The organism is Pseudomonas sp. GM74 (genome assembly GCF_000282455.1).
In the GTDB taxonomy this organism is placed as follows: Bacteria; Pseudomonadota; Gammaproteobacteria; order Pseudomonadales; family Pseudomonadaceae; genus Aquipseudomonas.
In genome coordinates this window covers 14863-34378 of sequence record NZ_AKJG01000097.1, presented here as the reverse complement: position 1 = coordinate 34378, position 19516 = coordinate 14863, and the positions used below count along the sequence as shown (strand labels likewise).

Annotated in this window: 15 protein-coding genes; 6 read left to right on the top strand and 9 right to left on the bottom strand. The window is 59.9% G+C overall.

All coding sequences use genetic code 11. The annotated features are described in order from the left end of the window. The first annotated feature begins 210 nt into the window (after positions 1–210). Complete coding sequence (locus tag PMI34_RS09265) at positions 211–1794, top strand: peptide chain release factor 3 (RefSeq protein ID WP_008051733.1); 1584 nt, start codon at positions 211–213, stop codon at positions 1792–1794. 328 nt (positions 1795–2122) lie between these two features. Further along, positions 2123–2377, top strand: a complete 255-nt coding sequence (locus PMI34_RS09270) for a hypothetical protein (RefSeq protein ID WP_008051732.1) — start codon at positions 2123–2125, stop codon at positions 2375–2377. Positions 2378–2587: 210 nt separating this feature from the next. Here the strand turns inward: PMI34_RS09270 and PMI34_RS09275 are convergent, their stop codons facing one another. The 9 genes from PMI34_RS09275 to PMI34_RS09315 all read right to left on the bottom strand — a co-directional run bounded on the left by PMI34_RS09275 (position 2588) and on the right by PMI34_RS09315 (position 14528). After that, the gene (locus PMI34_RS09275) at positions 2588–3568 is read right to left on the bottom strand and encodes a peptide ABC transporter ATP-binding protein (protein ID WP_008051731.1); all 981 of its coding nucleotides are present in this window, start codon (positions 3566–3568) and stop codon (positions 2588–2590) included. Further along, complete coding sequence (locus tag PMI34_RS09280; protein WP_008051721.1) at positions 3568–4536, bottom strand: ABC transporter ATP-binding protein; 969 nt, start codon at positions 4534–4536, stop codon at positions 3568–3570. The genes PMI34_RS09275 and PMI34_RS09280 overlap by 1 nt, the downstream gene beginning before the upstream one ends. A gap of 10 nt (positions 4537–4546) precedes the next feature. Next, positions 4547–5458: an ABC transporter permease subunit gene (locus PMI34_RS09285; protein WP_008051719.1), complete on the bottom strand. Its 912-nt coding sequence runs from the start codon at positions 5456–5458 to the stop codon at positions 4547–4549. 10 nt (positions 5459–5468) lie between these two features. Beyond that, the gene (locus tag PMI34_RS09290; protein WP_008051717.1) at positions 5469–6479 is read right to left on the bottom strand and encodes an ABC transporter permease subunit; all 1011 of its coding nucleotides are present in this window, start codon (positions 6477–6479) and stop codon (positions 5469–5471) included. Positions 6480–6551: 72 nt separating this feature from the next. Continuing rightward, positions 6552–8147 carry an ABC transporter substrate-binding protein gene (locus PMI34_RS09295; protein WP_008051710.1) on the bottom strand — a complete coding sequence of 532 codons (1596 nt, stop codon included), beginning with the start codon at positions 8145–8147 and terminating at the stop codon, positions 6552–6554. Between the two features lie 78 nt (positions 8148–8225). Next, positions 8226–9659 (bottom strand): OprD family porin, encoded by a 1434-nt coding sequence (locus PMI34_RS09300; RefSeq protein WP_008051708.1) that lies wholly within the window; start codon positions 9657–9659, stop codon positions 8226–8228. 174 nt (positions 9660–9833) lie between these two features. Next, a complete protein-coding gene (locus tag PMI34_RS09305) occupies positions 9834–11435 on the bottom strand; it encodes an ABC transporter substrate-binding protein (protein WP_008051706.1) in 1602 nt (533 codons plus the stop codon). A gap of 303 nt (positions 11436–11738) precedes the next feature. Further along, a complete protein-coding gene (locus tag PMI34_RS09310; RefSeq protein WP_008051704.1) occupies positions 11739–13364 on the bottom strand; it encodes an ABC transporter substrate-binding protein in 1626 nt (541 codons plus the stop codon). A gap of 447 nt (positions 13365–13811) precedes the next feature. Next, positions 13812–14528, bottom strand: a complete 717-nt coding sequence (locus tag PMI34_RS09315) for an SIMPL domain-containing protein (protein WP_008051703.1) — start codon at positions 14526–14528, stop codon at positions 13812–13814. 362 nt (positions 14529–14890) lie between these two features. On the opposite strand from PMI34_RS09315, the gene PMI34_RS09320 reads away from it, so the two are divergent. From PMI34_RS09320 to PMI34_RS09335, 4 genes are all read left to right on the top strand, one after another. Next, positions 14891–16153, top strand: a complete 1263-nt coding sequence (locus PMI34_RS09320; protein WP_008051702.1) for an ATP-binding protein — start codon at positions 14891–14893, stop codon at positions 16151–16153. Then, on the top strand, positions 16146–16706 hold the full coding sequence (locus PMI34_RS09325; RefSeq protein ID WP_007973041.1) for a response regulator transcription factor: 561 nt from the start codon (positions 16146–16148) through the stop codon (positions 16704–16706). Before PMI34_RS09320 ends, PMI34_RS09325 begins: the two co-directional genes overlap by 8 nt. A 97-nt stretch (positions 16707–16803) precedes the next feature. Next, positions 16804–18531: an ABC transporter ATP-binding protein/permease gene (locus PMI34_RS09330; protein WP_008051701.1), complete on the top strand. Its 1728-nt coding sequence runs from the start codon at positions 16804–16806 to the stop codon at positions 18529–18531. Between the two features lie 130 nt (positions 18532–18661). Then, the gene (locus PMI34_RS09335; protein WP_177318814.1) at positions 18662–19411 is read left to right on the top strand and encodes a FadR/GntR family transcriptional regulator; all 750 of its coding nucleotides are present in this window, start codon (positions 18662–18664) and stop codon (positions 19409–19411) included. The last annotated feature ends 105 nt before the right edge of the window (positions 19412–19516 follow it).

The following is a 19516-nucleotide window of genomic DNA, read 5'->3' as shown; positions in this document are numbered from 1 at the left end:
AGCCTGCGAGGCTGCGTCCGGCGGCGCAGCCGTCGTATAACCGGAACTTGCGGTGTATCAGGCAAACCTTGTTTACCGACTCTACGACGGCTGCGCCGCCGGACGCAGCCTCGCGGGCTCGGCAGCTGCTACGGGCGAACGGTGGTCCGGAGGTCGCGATTTGGGCTATACTCGCCGCCCTTTTTTGAATCACCTGCCAGGCGATTTCCCATGACCAAACAGGCCGCCGAAGTCGCGAAACGCCGCACTTTCGCCATTATTTCCCACCCCGATGCCGGTAAGACCACCATCACCGAGAAGCTCTTGCTGATGGGCAAGGCGATTGCGGTAGCCGGTACGGTGAAGTCTCGTAAATCCGATCGCCATGCCACCTCCGACTGGATGGAAATGGAAAAGCAGCGTGGTATCTCCATTACCACGTCGGTCATGCAGTTCCCGTATCGCGAGCACATGGTCAACCTGCTCGACACCCCGGGCCACGAAGACTTCTCCGAAGATACCTACCGCACCCTGACGGCGGTGGACTCGGCGTTGATGGTTCTCGACGGCGGTAAAGGTGTTGAGCCACGGACCATCGCCCTGATGGACGTCTGCCGTCTGCGTGACACGCCGATCGTCAGCTTCATCAACAAACTCGACCGTGACATCCGCGACCCGATCGAACTGCTCGACGAAATCGAGGCCGTCCTCAAGATCAAGGCGGCGCCGATCACCTGGCCGATTGGTTGCTACCGCGACTTCAAAGGCGTGTATCACCTCGCCGATGACTACATCATCGTGTACACCGCCGGTCACGGCCACGAACGCACCGAAACCAAGATCATCGAAAAGCTCGACTCCGATGAAGCCCGCGCCCACCTGGGTGACGAGTACGAGCGTTTCATCGAACAGCTGGAACTGGTGCAGGGCGCCTGCCATGAGTTCAACCAGCAGGAGTTCCTCGACGGCCAACTGACCCCGGTGTTCTTCGGTACTGCACTGGGCAACTTCGGTGTCGACCACGTCCTCGACGCCGTCGTCGATTGGGCTCCGCGCCCACTGGCGCGCGTGGCCAACGAGCGCACCGTGGAGCCGGTGGAAGAGAAGTTCTCGGGCTTCATCTTCAAGATCCAGGCGAACATGGACCCGAAACACCGCGACCGTATCGCCTTCATGCGTATCTGCTCCGGCAAGTACGAAAAAGGCATGAAGATGCGCCACGTGCGCACCGGCAAGGACGTGCGGATCGGCGACGCGCTAACCTTCTTCTCCTCCGAGCGTGAGCAACTGGAAGAGGCGTTTGCCGGCGACATCATCGGCCTGCACAACCACGGCACCATCCAGATCGGCGACACCTTCACCGAGGGCGAAGTCCTGGGCTTCACCGGCATCCCGCACTTCGCCCCGGAACTGTTCCGTCGCGTACGCCTGAAGGATCCCCTGAAATCCAAGCAACTGCGCCAGGGCCTGCAACAGCTGGCCGAAGAAGGCGCGACCCAGGTGTTCTTCCCGGAACGCAGCAACGACATCATCCTCGGCGCGGTCGGTGTGCTGCAGTTCGATGTGGTCGCCAGCCGCCTGAAAGAGGAATACAAGGTCGAGTGCTCCTACGAGCCGATCACTGTTTACTCGGCTCGCTGGATCGAATGCAGCGATAAGAAGAAGCTTGAGGAATTCTCCAACAAGGCTGTGGAAAACCTGGCACTGGACGGCGGTGGTCACCTGACCTACCTCGCGCCTACGCGGGTCAACCTGGCGTTGATGGAAGAGCGCTGGCCGGACGTGAAATTCCGTGCGACCCGTGAGCATCATTAAGCGCTGAGTTGAAATGCCCAAAACCCCGTTTGCGAAAGCAGCGGGGTTTTTTATTGCCTGGCGCGTTCTCCTGTGGGAGCGAGCTTGCTCGCGATAGCGGTGTATCAGTCACCATAGACATTGGATGTTATGCCCCCATCGCGAGCAAGCTCGCTCCCACAGGGTTCCCCGGTGTTAGCTGAATCGGGCATAACCCCTATTCCAAACCAGTCTCCCAACCCTCTGCATTTTCCCCTGTTCGATAGCGTCCAATCTGGAGAACCCGGCTGATCGGAACTAGATTTGACTCAGCGCCAGACAGGCACTCAACGAAAGGAAGGAATCGGCTATGAACAGGTTGTTTCGCGTTTTACTGCTGTTGAAGGTGATGGTGATGCTCTCGCTCGGCACTTCGATGGCGTGGGCCGAGTGTATCGATCATGGGGAGCAGGCTTCGAGCGGGCAGGCGGGTTATGCGGGGTTGATGATCGCCAAATCCGAATCGGAACCGGGAGATCTGGGGCAGGGTGGTGCTGACAACGACGATGACTCGACCACCGACGAGCCGGACTCCGATGAAGAAGAGGGCGACAGCCAGACGTAGTCGCTCAACGGCGGGCAAAAGAAAACCCCTTCTACCCGAGTGATGCGCATTCGAGGCGGAAGGGGTCGGGTTAATTTCAACTAACTGGACAACTCAATCCCTGTGGGAACGGGCTTGCTCCGGGCGGCGTTCCGACGAAAGCGTCATTCCAGTCAACATCAATGTCGACTGACAGATCGCTTGCGCAAGCAGACTCGCTCCCACAGTTTTTTATGCCGCGCCGTCGAGGAATTGCTCGGCGTAGTGGCAAGCCACCTGGCGGTTGTCGATCAGGCGCAGGGCCGGTTCTTCAGTGCTGCAACGCGCGGTGGCGTACGGGCAGCGCTTGTGGAAGGCGCAGCCGGACGGCGGGTTCAGCGGGTTGGGCAATTCGCCGACGATCTTGATTTTCGGCTTGTCCGGATCCGGGTGGATGGCCGGCGTTGCCGACAACAGCGCCTGGGTGTAGGGGTGCAGGGGACGGGAGTAAATGTCCTCTTTCGTGCCCATTTCCACCGGGCGACCGAGATACATCACCATCACATGGTCGGCAACGTGGCGTACCACTGCCAGGTTGTGGGAGATGAACACGTAGGCGGTGTTGAACTCTTGCTGCAAATCCATGAACAGGTTGAGCACCTGCGCCTGAATCGACACGTCCAGCGCCGAGGTCGGTTCGTCCGCCACCAGCACTTTCGGTTGCAGCATCATCGCCCGGGCCAGGGCGATCCGCTGGCGCTGACCGCCGGAGAACATGTGCGGATAACGCTGATAGTGCTCGGGACGCAGGCCCACCTGCTTCATCATCGCCTGGACTTTCTCGCGACGTTCCGCAGCGCTCAGGTTGGTGTTGATCAGCAACGGCTCGGCCAGCTGATCACCGACTTTCTGCCGTGGGTTCAACGAGGCGTACGGGCTCTGGAATACCATCTGCACGTCTTTGCGCAGTTGCTTGCGCTGGGCCTTGTCGGCGCCGGCGACTTCCTGCCCGGCAATTTTCAAGGAGCCGGAGGACGGCTCTTCGATCAGGGTCAGGGCACGGGCCAGGGTGGATTTGCCGCAACCGGATTCACCGACGACAGCGAGGGTCTTGCCGGCTTCCAGTTCGAACGACACGCCGTTGAGGGCGCGCACGGTGGCGTGACCCTTGAACAGGCCTCGGGACACCTCGTAGTGACGGGTCAGGTCGCGGGCAGTAAGAACGACGGCCATTACGCCACCTCCTGGTTCAACGGGTAGAAGCAGCGAGCGAGGCTGTTGCTTTTCTGGTCAAGGGCCGGACGTTGTTGGCGGCAGTTGTCTTTCACGTACGGGCAGCGCGGCGACAGCAGGCAACCCTGCGGACGGTCGTAGCGACCGGGAACGATGCCCGGCAGGGTCGACAGGCGCGCGGCGCCCAGGCTGTGCTCCGGAATCGCCTTGAGCAGCGCTTCGCTGTACGGGTGCGCCGGGATGTCGAACAGTTGCGGCACCTGACCGACTTCGACCGCCTGGCCTGCGTACATCACGCACACGCGCTGGGCGGTTTCGGCCACGACGGCGAGGTCGTGGGTGATCAGCACCAGGCCCATGTTCTGCTCTTTCTGCAACGCCAGCAGCAGGTCCATGATCTGCGCCTGGATGGTTACGTCCAGCGCCGTGGTCGGTTCGTCGGCGATCAGCAGTTTCGGTTCGCCGGCAATCGCCATGGCAATCGCGACACGCTGGCTCATGCCACCGGACAGTTGATGCGGGTAGGCGTCCATACGGCTGGCGGCACCCGGGATCTCGACTTTTTCCAGCAGTTCGATGGCGCGCTTGCGGGCAGCCTTGCCAGACATTTTCAGGTGCAGGCGCAGCACTTCTTCGATCTGGAAACCGACGGTGTAGCTCGGGTTCAGCGCGGTCATCGGATCCTGGAAGACCATGGACAGGTCTTTACCGACGATCTGCCGACGCTGGCGATTGTTGAGCTTGAGCATGTTCTTGCCGTCGAAATTCAGGGCGTCAGCGGTGACGATCCCCGGATGCTCGATCAGGCCCATCAGCGCCATCATGGTCACGGATTTGCCGGAACCGGACTCGCCAACGATGGCCAGCACTTCGCCCTTGTCCACTTGCAGGTCGAGACCATCGACAACTGGCGTGGCGTTCTTGTCGCCGAAGCGAACGTTGAGATTCTTGATTTCTAGCAGTGACATGGGAATCTCCTCAGGCGGCGTTCTTGAGTTTCGGATCCAGCGCATCGCGCAGGCCGTCGCCCATCAGGTTGATTGCCAGCACGCTGAGCAAAATGGTCAAACCAGGCAGGCTCACCACCCACCAGGCGCGTTCGATGTAGTCGCGGGCCGAAGCCAGCATGGTGCCCCACTCAGGGGTTGGCGGTTGTACGCCAAGGCCGAGGAAGCCCAGTGCGGCGGCATCGAGGATCGCCGAGGAGAAGCTCAGGGTGGCCTGAACGATCAGCGGCGCCATGCAGTTTGGCAGCACGGTGACGAACATCAGGCGTGGCAGGCCGGCACCGGCCAGGCGTGCGGCGGTCACGTAGTCGCGGTTCAGCTCGCCCATCACCGCGGCGCGGGTCAGACGAACATAGGACGGCAGGGACACCACGGCGATGGCGATCACGGTGTTGATCAGGCCAGGGCCGAGGATGGCGACGATCGCCACGGCCAGCAGCAGGGACGGCAGGGCCAGCATGATGTCCATCAGGCGCATGATGGTCGGACCGAGCACGCGCGGGAAGAACCCGGCGAACAGGCCCAGCAGGATGCCCGGAATCAGCGACATCACCACCGACGACAGGCCGATCATCAGCGACAGGCGCGAGCCAGTGATCAGGCGCGACAGCAGGTCGCGACCCAGTTCATCAGTGCCGAGCAGGAATTGCAGTTGTCCACCTTCCAGCCAGGCTGGCGGGGTCAGCAGGAAATCGCGGTACTGCTCGCTCGGATCGTGAGGGGCAACCCACGGGGCGAAGATGGCGCAGAAAATCACCAGCAGCATGAACATCAGGCCGGCGACGGCACCTTTGTTCTTGGAGAACGCTTGCCAGAATTCTTTGTACGGAGACGGGTACAGCAGGCTTTGATCGACTGCTACCGGTGGAATTGGAGTGGTCATGGTCATGATCTCAGCGCTGATGACGGATGCGTGGGTTGGCAAAGCCGTAGAGGATGTCCACTACGAAGTTGACCACAATCACCAGGCAGGCGATTAACAGGATGCCGTTTTGCACGACGGGATAATCCCGGGCGCCAATGGCTTCGATCAGCCATTTGCCGATGCCGGGCCACGAGAAGATGGTTTCGGTCAGGACCGCACCGGCCAGCAGGGTGCCGACTTGCAGGCCGACCACGGTCAGTACCGGGATCAGCGCGTTACGCAGGCCGTGTACGAACACCACGCGCGCCGGCGACAGGCCTTTGGCCTTGGCGGTGCGGATGTAGTCTTCACGCAGCACTTCGAGCATCGACGAACGGGTCATCCGGGCGATCACTGCCAGCGGAATGGTGCCGAGCACAATGGCCGGCAGGATCAGGTGGTGCAGGGCGTCGAAGAAGGCGTCCGGCTCGTCGGCCAGCAGGGTATCGATCAGCATGAAGCCGGTGCGTGGCTCGATGTCGTAGAGCAGGTCGATCCGCCCGGACACCGGGGTCCAGCCCAGGCTTACCGAGAAGAACATGATCAGGATCAGGCCCCACCAGAAGATCGGCATCGAGTATCCCGCCAGGGAGACACCCATCACCCCATGGTCGAACAGGGATCCTCGCTTGAGTGCCGCGATCACCCCGGCCAGAAGGCCCAGGATGCCGGCGAACAACAGGGCGGCCATGGACAGTTCCAGGGTCGCGGGGAACAGGGAGGTGAATTCGCTCCACACGCTTTCACGGGTACGCAGGGATTCCCCGAGATCGCCGTGGGCCAGCTTGCCGATGTAATCCAGGTACTGGGCATACAGGGGTTTGTTCAGACCTAGGCGTTCCATTGCCTGAGCGTGCATTTCGGGATCGACCCTACGTTCTCCCATCATGACTTCCACGGGGTCGCCCGGGATCATGCGAATCAGCGCGAAAGTCAGCAAGGTGATGCCGAAGAACGTGGGGATCAGTAACCCCAGTCGGCGGGCAATAAAACTAAACATCGTGTGTTGTACCTCATCAGCCGGTTAGGCGTGCCCGGCATGCCTGGGTCAGGAATGCCGGGAGTTTTCTTATTACTTCACCTGGGTGGTGGCGAAGTTATTCGTGGTGAGGGGGCTAATGTGATAACCCTCTACGTTGTTGCGCATTGCGGTAAACATTCTAGTGTGTGCCATGCTGATCCACGGCTGGTCCTGGTTAAAAATAACCTGGGCCTGTTCGTAGAGCGCTGCGCGTTCGGCCGGATCGGTTTTTTCCCGAGCCTGGTCGAGCAGCGCCTGGAACTTGTCATTGCACCAACGTGCGTAGTTTTCTCCGTTCTTGGCCGCTTCACAACTGAGCATAGGCGTCAGGAAGTTATCCGGGTCGCCGTTATCGCCCGCCCATCCGGCGGAAACCATGTCGTGCTCGCCGTTTTTGGCGCGCTTGAGCATTTCGCCCCATTCCATCACGCGGATGTCGATCTTGATCCCGACCTTGGCCAGGTCGGCTTGCATCATCTGCGCGCCGAGCATCGGGTTCGGGTTGGTCGGACCGCCACCGTTGCGGGTGAACAGGGTGAAGGTGGTGCCTTCCGGTACGCCGGCCTCCTTGAGCAGGGCGCGAGCCTTGTCCAGATCACGGGCCGGGTTTTTCAGGCTGTGGTTGTAACCCAGCAGGGTGTCCGGGTACGGGTTGACCGCTGCCGTTGCATTGCCTTTGCCGAACAGGGCGTTGACGTAGGCTTCCTTGTCGAAGGCGATGTCGATGGCTTTGCGCACCCGCACATCACTCATGTATTTGTGCGTGGTGTTCATGGCGATGTAGGAAACGGTCATCGCGTTCAGCTCATCGACTTTCAGCTTGTCGTCTTTCTTGATGCTCGGGATATCGTCCGGCTTTGGATACAGCGCGACCTGGCACTCGTTGGCCTTGAGTTTTTGCAGGCGCACGTTGTTGTCGGTGGCGATGGCCAGGATCAGCGCATCAGCCGGAGGCTTGCCACGGAAGTAGTCCGGGTTGGCCTTGAAGCGGACCTGAGCGTCCTTGTTGTAGCGCTGGAAGACGAATGGGCCGGTGCCGACCGGCTTGTTGTTCAGGTCGCCGGTCTTGTTCGCCTTGAGCAGCTGGTCGGCGTACTCGGCGGAGTAGATCGAAGAGAAGGCCATGGCGATGTCGGCCAGGAACGGCGCTTCGCGACGGGTCAGGGTGAACTTGACCGTGTTGTCGTCGACTTTCTCGACGCTTTTCAGCAGTTCCTTGAAGCCCATGCTTTCAAAGTACGGGAAGCCCACGCTCGACAGCTTGTGCCATGGATGATTCGGGTCCAGCTGGCGCTGGAAGCTCCAGACCACGTCGTCGGCATTCATGTCGCGGGTCGGCTTGAAGTATTCGGTGGTGTGGAACTTGACGCCTTTACGCAGATGGAACGTGTAGGTCAGGCCGTCTTCGCTGATGTCCCAGGAGTCGGCCAGTGCCGGAATCACGTCGGTGGTGCCGGGCTTGAAGTCCGCCAGGCGATTGAAGATGGTTTCGGCCACGGCATCGGCGGTGACTGCAGTCGTGTACTGGACCATGTCGAAGCCTTCGGGGCTGGCTTCCGTGCAAACCACCAGGGGTTTTGCCGAAACACCGACAGCGACACTGAGCAACGCGGCCGCGATGGCCGCACGTAGGGGAAGCATTTTCATCAAGAACCCTCTGCAATCAGTTAAAGGACAAAAGCCGAACGGCCGATTCGTCATTGAATCAGCCGTTCGGCACGGGCATTACAGGATGTTGAACGGAACCGTGGTCACCAGACGGAACTCGTTGATGCTGCCGTCAGCCTGGTTTTCGCTGGCACGGTGAGCGGTGTAGGTGCCGCGGATCGTGGTGGCCTTGAGCGGGCCGCTCTGCACGGCGTAGGTCGCGCCGATGCCGTATTCGTAATGGTGTTCGCCATCTTGCGACTGGATACCGTCGTAGCCTTTGCCGGCCACACCCTGGTTGCCGGTGTAGTGAGTACCGTCGATGCCCCAGCCACGAGCCTGGTAGATGTTGAACTTCAGGCCCGGCACGCCGTATTCGGCCATGTTCAGACCGTAGGCAACCTGGAACGATTTTTCGTTCGGGCCGTTGAAGTCCGACAGCAGGGAGTTGGCCAGGTAGATGCCGTTGGTTTCGTGCAGGTAGTCGAAGTACTCGTTACCGTTCACTTCCTGGTACGAGAGGGTCAGGGTATGGGCCTGGTGGGTCAGGCCGAACGACAGCGAGTAGGTGTCGTTGTCGATATCGCCGATCAGGGCTTTACCGGTTTCCTTGGTTTTGTAGTAGTTCAGGCCGGTGGTCAGGCTCAGTACCTGGCTGTCGCCCAGTACGTGAGAGGCGCCGAAGTAGTACTGGTTCCAGATATCTTCAGCCTGGGTCGCCCAGAGGCTGGTGGTCAGGCTGGCAAATGGGGTGTAGGTGATACCGCCGGTGTGAACGTGGTCGGTTTCGACGATGCCGTTGGCGTATTCGGTGCGGAATTTGCGCTGGCTTTCTTCGGTACGCGGTGAGTTGCGGTCGAAGGTGGCCAGGTCGAAGGCCAGGTTGTTCAGCTCTTCGCTGTGGATAGCCACACCTTCGAAGCTCGAAGGCAGTGCACGGTTACCGATCACGTCGACCATCGGGCTGCTGAAGTTCATGCGGCCGGCGGTCAGGGTGCTGTTGGAAACACGGGCCTTGACGTTGGCCAGGCCCAGTTTGCTCCACTGGCCTTGAGCGTCGCCGCCCTCTTTGGTCAGGGTACGGTTGTTGCCCGCGCCTGGACGACTGCCTGGTGCGCCGCCGTTGTTGGATGCCAGGTCTTTGCGGTCCCGGTCCAGGGCGATGGCGTTGTAGGCGGCGACTTCAGTGCTGAAGCCAACAGTACCTTCGGTGAAGCCCGAGTTGTACTTGAGGATGGTGCCCTGGACCCAGTTGATCCGGCGATCGGTCGGGGTCGAAACGCCGTCCTTCTTGTAGGCGAACTTGGCGCCGCGTTGCAGTTGTTCGTTGGCGTACCAGTTACGTGTGGTGCCGGTGATCGACTGGCCTTCGAGAAAGCCGGTGGCTTCGCTTTGGGCGTTTTTCTCGTTCACGGTAACCGGGGTGAAAGCCTGGCTTTGGGTTTCTGCGTAAGCCGTGGCGGTTACGCTGCTTATGGCCAAGGCCAATAACGCGGTGCTGCTCAGTTTCATGGGTAAAGCTCCTTACTTTCTTTTTTTATGCCGGTCTTTTTTTTGTGATCCGGCTATTGGTTTAGAACTCATTCACGGCATCGCAAACGTTTGCTGTCGGCAAAATTGGCGAAAGACGGCAAAGCGTCTGCGTGAGGGCGGAAAATCCGCCCCCCGGCATTTCTGGCTAATCGGTTATTTTTCTATGCTGACACCCGAGAAAACATTGCGACCGAACGGGCTCACTTTGAACCCTTCGATTTTGGCGCTCAGCGGCTGGTTGACCGTTGAGTGGGCGACCGGCGTGATCGGCACCTGCTGCTTGAGGTACTGCTGCGCCTGTTTGTAGAGCAGGGTGCGCTGGTCGCGGTCGGTGACGACCTTGGCCTGCTTGATCAGCTTGTCGTAAGCCGGATCACACCACATCGAGTAGTTGTTGCCACCAATGGCGTCGCAACTGTAGAGCGTGCCCAGCCAGTTGTCCGGATCACCGTTGTCACCGGTCCAGCCGATCAGGCTGATGTCGTGCTCGCCATTCTTGGTGCGCTTGATGTACTCGCCCCACTCATAGCTGACGATCTTGACCTTGAGGCCGATCTTCGCCCAGTCAGCCTGGAGCATCTCGGCCATCAACTTGGCATTGGGGTTGTACGGACGCTGGACCGGCATGGCCCAGAGGGTGATTTCGGTGCCTTCCTTGACGCCGGCAGCCTTGAGCAGCTCCTTGGCTTTTTCCGGGTTGTAGGCGGTGTCCTTGATCGTGTCGTCGTAGGACCATTGAGTCGGCGGCATGGCGTTGACCGCCAGTTGCCCCGCGCCCTGGTAGACGGCATTGAGAATGCCTTGCTTGTTCACCGCCATGTCCAGCGCCTGGCGCACTTCGAGCTGGTCGAACGGTTTGTGGCGCACGTTGTAGGCGATGTAGCCGAGGTTGAACCCAGGCTTCTCGATCAGTTGCAGGGCCGGGTCGTTCTTCAGTGCGGTCACATCGGCCGGGCGCGGGTGCAGGGTGATCTGGCACTCACCGGCCTTGAGTTTCTGCACGCGCACCGAGGCGTCGGTGTTGATGGCGAAAATCAGGTTGTCGAGCTTGACCCGGCTCGGGTCCCAGTAATGCTGGTTGCCGGTGTAGCGGATGTTCGAGTCTTTCTGGTAGCTCTTGAATACGAACGGCCCTGTGCCGATCGGCTTCTGGTTGATGTCGCTAGGCTTGCCTTCGGCCAGCAGCTTGTCGGCGTATTCGGCCGACAGGATGGCGGCGAAGCTCATGGCGATGTTCTGGATGAACGCGGCGTCCACGCTATTGAGCGTAAAGACCACGGTCAGCGGCCCGGTCTTTTCGACCTTGGCGATGTTCTTGTTCAGGCTCATGCCGTTGAAGTACGGAAACTCTGTCGGATAAGCCTTACGGAAGGGTTGTTGCGGATCGAGCATGCGATTGAACGTGAACAGCACGTCATCGGCGTTGAAGTCTCGGGTCGGCGTGAAGTATTTGGTGGTATGAAACTTCACCCCTTCGCGCAGGTGAAACGTGTATTTGAGGCCGTCCTCGGAGATATCCCAGCTCGTGGCCAGGCCCGGTACGACGTTGGTCGCGCCTTTTTCAAACTCTGCCAACCGGTTGTACAGCGGTTCGGCGGCGTCGTTGTCGGTCGCAGTGGTGTACTGTGCCGTGTCGAAACCGGCGGGGCTGCCCTCGGAGCAGAACACCAGGCTGTTGTTGGCGGCCTGGGTGATGGTAGTGGCGGCCAACAGGCCGGTGCCCAGCAATGCGGATAAAACCAAGTTATGGCGCATAACGCTCCCTCTTTTCTCAAAGTGTTGTCAATGAGCCGCCGTCCCGTCCGCGGACGTAGAGGCATCACTGATTTCAAGCCACGCACGCAGCAGTAACCGATGACCCACGCATGCACTGGTCGGATCCCGACGGTATGAGCCACGGGTCCGGCAGTAAATGAGTAGAGTCCTAAAGACTCGTAGGAAATGGCAACGCGTCCTCGCCCGATGCTGTAGTCAGCTGCGGATTAGGATGTAGGCGAATTCCTGCTTTCTCGGTAGATAAAGCAACGGCGACGTCAGGAACGTCGCCGTTGCTAAACCTTATTTGCTGACGCTGACGCCGTAGAAGGAGTTCAAGCCAAATGGGCTGATCTTGAAGTCCTGCACGTTGGCGCGCATGGGTTGGAACACCGTCGAGTGAGCGATAGGTGTCATAGGCACAGCATCCTTGAGGACATGTTGCGCCTGTTTGTACAGCTCGGTGCGTTTGCCTTGGTCCGAAGTGCGCTTGGCTTGCTTGACGATGTCGTCAAACTTCTTGTCGCACCATTTGGAGAAGTTGTTGCCTTCCAGCGAGTCGCAGCCGAACAGCACGTTCAGCCAGTTGTCCGGATCACCATTGTCACCGCTCCAGCCAATCAGCATCGCCTGGTTTTCGCCACCTTTGGAGCGCTTGATGTACTCGCCCCACTCGTAGCTCTGGATCTTGACCTTGAGGCCGATCTTGGACCAGTCGGACTGCAGCATTTCTGCCATCAGCTTGGCGTTCGGGTTGTATGGACGCTGTACCGGCATCGCCCAGAGAACGATTTCGGTGCCATCTTTGACGCCAGCTTCCTTGAGCAGCTCTTTGGCTTTCTCAGGGTTGTACGGCGCATCCTTGATGGTGGTGTCGTAGGACCACTGGGTCGGAGGCATGGCGTTGACGGCCAGTTGGCCAGCACCCTGGTACACGGAGTCGATGATCTGTTGCTTGTTGACCGCCATGTCCATTGCCTGGCGTACCTTCAGGTCAGCCAACGGGTTCGCATCGGTTTGTCCCTTGACCTTGGGCATCACGTTGTAGGCGATGTAACCGAGGTTGAAACCAGCCTGGTCAGGCAGCTTCAGGGTCTTGTCTTCGCGCAGAGCCTTCAGGTCGGCCGGACGAGGGAACAGGGTGACCTGGCACTCGTTCTTCTTCAGCTTCTGGATACGTACCGACGGGTCGGTGGTGATGGCGAAGATCAGGTTGTCGATCTTCACGTCGTCAGGCTTCCAGTAGTCCTTGTTCCCGGTGTAGCGGATGTTGGAGTCTTTCTGGTAGCTCTTGAACACGAACGGGCCAGTGCCGACCGGCTTCTGGTTGATGTCGGCGGCCTTGCCTTCCTTGAGCAGCTGGGCAGCGTACTCGGCGGACTGGATCGAGGCGAAGCTCATGGCCATGTTCTGGATGAACGCGGCATCAACGTCCTTGAGGGTGAACTTGACAGTCTTGTCGTCGACTTTATCGATCTTGGTGATGTTGGTATCCATCCCCATGTCGGTGAAGTACGGGAATTCGGTCGGGTACGCTTTGCGGAACGGGTCATCCTTGTTAATCATGCGATTAAAGGTGAACAGCACGTCGTCGGCGTTGAACTCACGAGTCGGCTTGAAGTACGGGGTAGTGTGGAACTTCACACCTTCACGCAGATGGAAGGTGTAGGTCAGGCCGTCATCGGAGACGTCCCAGCTGGTCGCCAGACCTGGAATGACAGCGGTGCCGCCGCGCTCGAACTGGGTGAGGCGGTTGAACATGGTTTCTGCAGAGGCGTCGAAGTCGGTTCCGGTGGTGTATTGACCTGGATCGAAACCGGCCGGGCTCCCTTCGGAGCAGAACACCAGGTTAGTCGCAGCTTGAGCGAACGGTGCACTAGCCAACAGGCTGGCGCCGACTAAAAACGGAATGACCGCGTGTTTAAGCATGGTGGCCTCATGATTTGTTGTCATTTTTGGAATTAGAGGACGACCTCGTGAGTCGTGCCTGCGGATACTTATGCAGGGGCCATACCCAATGCAAGATCCAGAGTGACTACAAGCCTTAAACGGTGGCACGAACGTACCTTAATGTCGCATTTGTATAATTGCTGACGCATTTGACCGTTTTCGCGGCATTTTTACGGTGCAAGTGACGCACTTTTACAGTGCGCGCCTGACTCGGGTTGCTCCCCCGTGGGGCGGCGGTGTTACCTATTCATACCCCGGATTGTGGGGTGGGCATGGCGTGAATAAGAGTGGTTATTGTTGCACCGATAGTGGCCAATCGACGGCTTTTCTCGGGTGGACCTATCCAGTTATAGCTCATGCCTGAAAACTGCCAAAAAAAACGGCGATCATTTTTATGATCGCCGTTCTTGTTTACGGGCTATCGATTCAAGGCATCAGCACTTCAATCGAACCATCGGCGGTCATGCTGACCTGGCTGGTGCCGGCCTCGACATCCGGCGTCACCGGTGCGCTGTCCATGGCGGCGGCTTTCATCATCATTGGTGCGCGCAGGTAAGGTTGTGGATAACCGTTGCTGTTGAGGTTCAGGTTGACGATTTTGTAGCTTTTGCCGCCGAGGGCGTCGGTGGTCAGTTGGGCGCGGGCCTTGAAGGCGGTCACGGCATCCTTGAGCAGGGCGTCTTCGCTGGCCTTGCGGGTCGGGGTGGCGATGGCGAAGTCCATGCCGCCCATTTTCAGGTCGGTGAGCAGTTCGCCGGTCAGTTTCGACAGTGCGGCGAAGTCCGAGCTTTCCAGGCGCAATTCGGCGCGCTCGCGCCAGCCGGTGATTTTCTGGCCCTTGGTGTCGTAGATCGGGTAGCTGTTACGGCTGCCCTGGCGCAGGGTGATGTCCTTGACTTGCTTGGCCCTGGCCAGCGCCTTGTTCATGGTGGAGCTGACGTCGGCGGCGAGTTTGGCCGGGTCGGTGTTCTGTTCTTCGGTGTAGAGGGTCACGATCATCAGGTCGCGGGCCACTTCCTGACTGACTTCGGCGCGCAGGGAAATCTGGTTGTAATGAAGCTCGTCGGCGGCCAGGGCCGGGAGGCTGGCGACGATGCCAACACTCAGGGCGAGGAGGGCGGCGCTGCGGCGGAATGTGTACATGAAGGCTCCTTGAAAGGTGCGCAGGGGTATGATCCGGGCCTGCGTGAAACCATCAGACTCTAGCTTTTATGCTCCGGTTCGCACAGTTACAACTTCTATACAGATCGACGCGATTCCCCGTAGCAGCTGCCGAAGGCTGCGTTCGGCTGCGAAGCAGTCGTCAATCAGGCTCCGCGTTTATACAAAGACATCATGCACGCAGGTTCTACGACTGCTTCACAGCCGAACGCAGGCTTCGCCAGCTGCTACAAGGGATGTGTGCCGGCCAATAGGCTGTGGCCGTTTGCCGCACTTTTGCCTGTCAGCCCCCGCGCTTGGTTATACTCCCTGCGATCCGCCTGGAGCGCTCATCAGGAGAGCTCATGCTCGCCCCCGTTCAAATCACTTCCGCGACTCGCCAGAACCTCTGGCGGCTGACGTTCATCCGCACGTTGGTGCTGGCCGCCCAGGCCGGTTCCGTTGGCCTGGCCTACTGGCTCGAGTTGCTGCCGCTGCCCTGGTTTCAGCTGGCAGCGACACTCGCATGCTCAATGCTGCTGTGCGTGTTCACGGCGATTCGCCTGCGCACCTCGTGGCCGGTGACCGAGCTCGAATACGCCGTGCAACTGGCCTGCGACCTGTTTATCCACAGCGCCCTGCTGTATTTCTCCGGTGGCTCGACCAACCCCTTCGTCTCCTATTACCTGGTGCCGCTGACGATTGCCGCCGTGACGTTGCCATGGCGTTATTCGGTGATCCTGTCGGGTATCGCGCTGACGATGTACACGCTGTTGCTGGCACAGTTCTACCCGCTGCAAACCTTTCCGATCGCTCGGGAAAACCTGCAGGTGTACGGAATGTGGTTGAGCTTTGCCCTCGCGGCTGCGGTGATTACGTTTTTCGCCGCGCGCATGGCCGAAGAGCTGCGTCGCCAGGAAGAGTTGCGCGCCATTCGTCGCGAAGAAGGCCTGCGCGATCAGCAACTGCTGGCCGTCGCCACCCAGGCCGCCGGTGCGGCCCATGAACTGGGCACGCCGCTGGCGACCATGAGTGTGCTGCTCAAGGAAATGCGTCAGGACCACCATGACCCGATGTTGCAGGACGACCTGAGCGTGCTGCAGGATCAGGTCAAGCTGTGCAAGCAAACCTTGCAGCAACTGGTGCGCGCCGCCGAGGCCAATCGCCGGTTGGCGGTGGAAATGCAGGACGTCACCGATTGGCTCGATGAAGCCCTCAATCGCTGGCACCTGATGCGCCCGGAAGCCAGCTATCGCTTCCAGCGCCTTGGCCAGGGCCCGGTCCCCCGCATGGCACCGCCACCGGACCTGACCCAGGCTTTGCTGAATCTGTTGAACAACGCTGCCGATGCCTGCCCCGAAGGGCTGCAAGTGACGCTGGACTGGGATTGGGAAAACCTCACCATCAGCATTCGCGACCATGGTGCCGGTGTGCCGCTGGCCATCGCCGAGCAAATCGGCAAACCGTTTTTTACCACCAAGGGCAAAGGTTTCGGCCTGGGCCTGTTTTTGAGCAAGGCCAGCGTGACACGCGCCGGCGGCTCAGTGAAACTCTACAGTCATGAGGAAGGCGGCACGCTCACCGAGCTGCGCCTTCCCCGTGTCGCCCGAGGAGACGAACATGAGTGAAGAGATCCAAGTCGAAGGCGAAGAACTGCCGCATTTGTTGCTGGTCGATGACGACGCCACATTCACCCGCGTCATGGCCCGCGCCATGGCCCGCCGCGGTTTTCGCGTCAGTACTGCCGGTTCCGCCGAAGAAGGCCTGGAACTGGCCAAGGCCGATCTGCCGGATTACGCCGCCCTGGACCTGAAAATGGACGGCGATTCCGGCCTGGTGCTGCTGCCCAAGCTGCTGGAAATGGACCCGGAAATGCGCGTGGTGATCCTCACCGGTTATTCGAGCATTGCCACCGCCGTCGAGGCGATCAAGCGCGGTGCCTGCAACTACCTGTGCAAACCGGCGGATGCCGACGACGTGCTGGCGGCGCTGCTGTCCGAGCACGCCGACCTCGACAGCCTGGTGCCGGAAAACCCGATGTCCGTGGACCGCCTGCAGTGGGAGCACATCCAGCGCGTGCTGACCGAACACGAAGGCAACATCTCCGCCACGGCCCGTGCCCTGGGCATGCACCGCCGCACCCTGCAGCGCAAACTGCAGAAGCGTCCCGTTCGCCGCTGAACCTGCGCTGAACGAATGCGGGCCGTATCTCGCGACAAACCGGACCGATCATCTATGATCGGTTCGTGTGCGTACTTTTCTCTATCGAGCCTTTTCCATGAATCAGAACGCTGAGTATTCCGCGGTCAACGACGCCGTGCGCGGGCAGTTTTTTCGCAAAGTGTGGGCGATGATCACGCCTTACTGGCGCAGTGAAGAGAAGGTCAAGGCCTGGACGCTACTGATAGCGGTGATTGCACTGTCGCTGATCAGCGTGGGGATCTCGGTGTGGTTCAACACCTGGTACAAGGACTTCTACAACGCCCTGCAAAAGAAGGACGAGGCCGCGTTCTGGCAATTGATCCTGTACTTCTGCGCGATTGCGGCGGTGGCGATCATCGGCGCGGTGTACCGGCTGTACCTGACGCAGATGCTGACGATCCGCTGGCGGGCATGGCTCACCGAAAAGCACTTTGCACGCTGGCTCGCCGACAAGAATTACTACCAGCTGGAGCAGGGCGGTTACACCGATAACCCGGACCAGCGGATTTCCGAAGACCTCAACAACTTCACCTCCAATACCCTCGAGCTGGGTATCGGGTTGCTGCGCAATATCGTCAGCCTGGTGTCGTTCTCGATCATTTTGTGGGGCGTGTCGGGCAGTATCGAAGTCTTCGGCATCACCATTCCCGGCTACATGTTCTGGTGCGTGCTGGTTTACGCGGTGGTCGGCAGCTGGTTGACGCATTTGATCGGTCGTCGCCTGATCGGCCTGAACAACCAGCAACAACGCTTCGAAGCCGACCTGCGTTTCTCGATGGTGCGAATTCGCGAGAATGCCGAAAGCATCGCGTTGTACAACGGCGAACCGAACGAGAATCGTCGGTTGAGCGGCCGCTTCGGGATGGTCTGGCACAACTTCTGGGACATCATGAAAGTGTCCAAGCGCCTGACGTTCTTCACCGCCGGTTACAGCCAGGCCGCCATCATCTTCCCCTTCATGGTTGCCGCCCCGCGTTACCTTTCCGGCAAGATCGAACTGGGCGAACTGATGCAGATCAGCTCGGCGTTCGGCAATGTGCAGGAAAGCTTCAGCTGGTTTATCAGTGCGTACCAGAGCCTCGCTTCCTGGCGCGCCACCTGCGATCGTCTGCTGAGCTTCCACCAGGCCATGCGTGACAACGAAGAGCGTGCGCCGGCCATCGACGTACAGAATTCGGGCTCGGCGCTGGAAGTGCACAACCTCGGTCTCGACCTGGCTGAAGGTCGTCACCTGCTGACCAACGCCGACATGACCGTGGAGGAGGGCGAGCGTGTGATGCTCAGCGGTCGTTCCGGCAGCGGCAAGTCGACCCTGCTGCGGGCGATGGGGCATCTGTGGCCGGCCGGCCACGGCAGTATTCGCCTGCCATCGGCGCGCTACCTGTTCCTGCCGCAAAAACCCTATTTGCCGATTGGCACCCTGCGTGATGTCCTCAGTTATCCACAGCCCGGCGATACCTATCCGAACGAGCGCTATGCGCAGGTGCTGGAAACCTGCCGCTTGCCGCACCTGATTGCCCGTCTCGACGAAGCCAACCACTGGCAGCGCATGTTGTCTCCGGGGGAGCAGCAGCGGCTGGCCTTCGCCCGTGCGCTGCTTTATGCACCGCAATGGCTATACATGGACGAAGCCACCTCGGCGATGGACGAAGAAGACGAGGCCACGCTGTACCAGGCGCTGATCGATGAGTTGCCGGGGCTGAGCATTGTCAGCGTCGGCCATCGCAGCAGCCTGAAGCGCTTCCACCCGCGGCACATTCGTATCGAGAATGGCCATCTGGTGGACCAGGCCGTGACTGCATAAACACCACAAACCCCTTGTGGGAGCGGGCTTGCTCCCACAGGGTTTGGTGGTCATCTTGACGGTGATCGTACAACCGCGTTGCGCTATGATGCGCTTTCAGCCGCCGAATTTTTCGAGACAGATGTTCACCATGGAAAACCCGATCGACGCACCTCGCCTCCCTCGCAAGCGCCGCAGCCTCGCTCAGGAACTGGTGACGGTGCTGTCCGAGCAGATCCGCGACGGTCATCTCAAGCGTGGCGACAAGTTGCCCACGGAGTCGGCCATCATGGACGCCCATGGTGTCAGCCGCACGGTGGTGCGCGAGGCGATTTCCCGTTTGCAGGCCGCCGGGCAGGTGGAAACCCGCCACGGCATCGGCACTTTCGTGCTCGACACGCCGAGCCCAAGCGGTTTCCGCATCGACCCGGCGACCGTGGTGACCTTGCGGGATGTGCTGGCGATCCTGGAGCTGCGCATCAGCCTGGAAGTGGAGTCTGCCGGGCTGGCGGCACAACGTCGCAGCCCGGAACAGTTGGCCAATATGCGCGCTGCCCTCGATGCGTTGAATGAAAGTGCCGCTCACGCCAGTGACGCGGTGGCTTCGGACTTCGCCTTCCACCTCGAAATCGCGCTGTCCACCGGCAACCGTTACTTCACCGACATCATGACTCACCTGGGCACCAGCATCATTCCGCGCACACGGCTGAACTCCGCGCGCCTGGCCCATGACGACCAGCAACACTACATGAGTCGCCTGAGTCGTGAGCACGAAGAAATCTACGACGCCATTGCCCGCCAGGATTCCGATGCGGCGCGGGCCGCCATGCGTTTGCACCTGACCAACAGCCGTGAGCGGTTGCGTCATGCCCATGAAGAGGCTGAGGCGCAGCGGGGCTAAGTGTTTTGATCCAAGCCGGTATTGGCTGACAGATTGCCTTCGCGAGCAAGCCCGCTCCCACACTTGATCTGTGTCGTTCACAAATTGTGAGTTCGCAGAAATTCA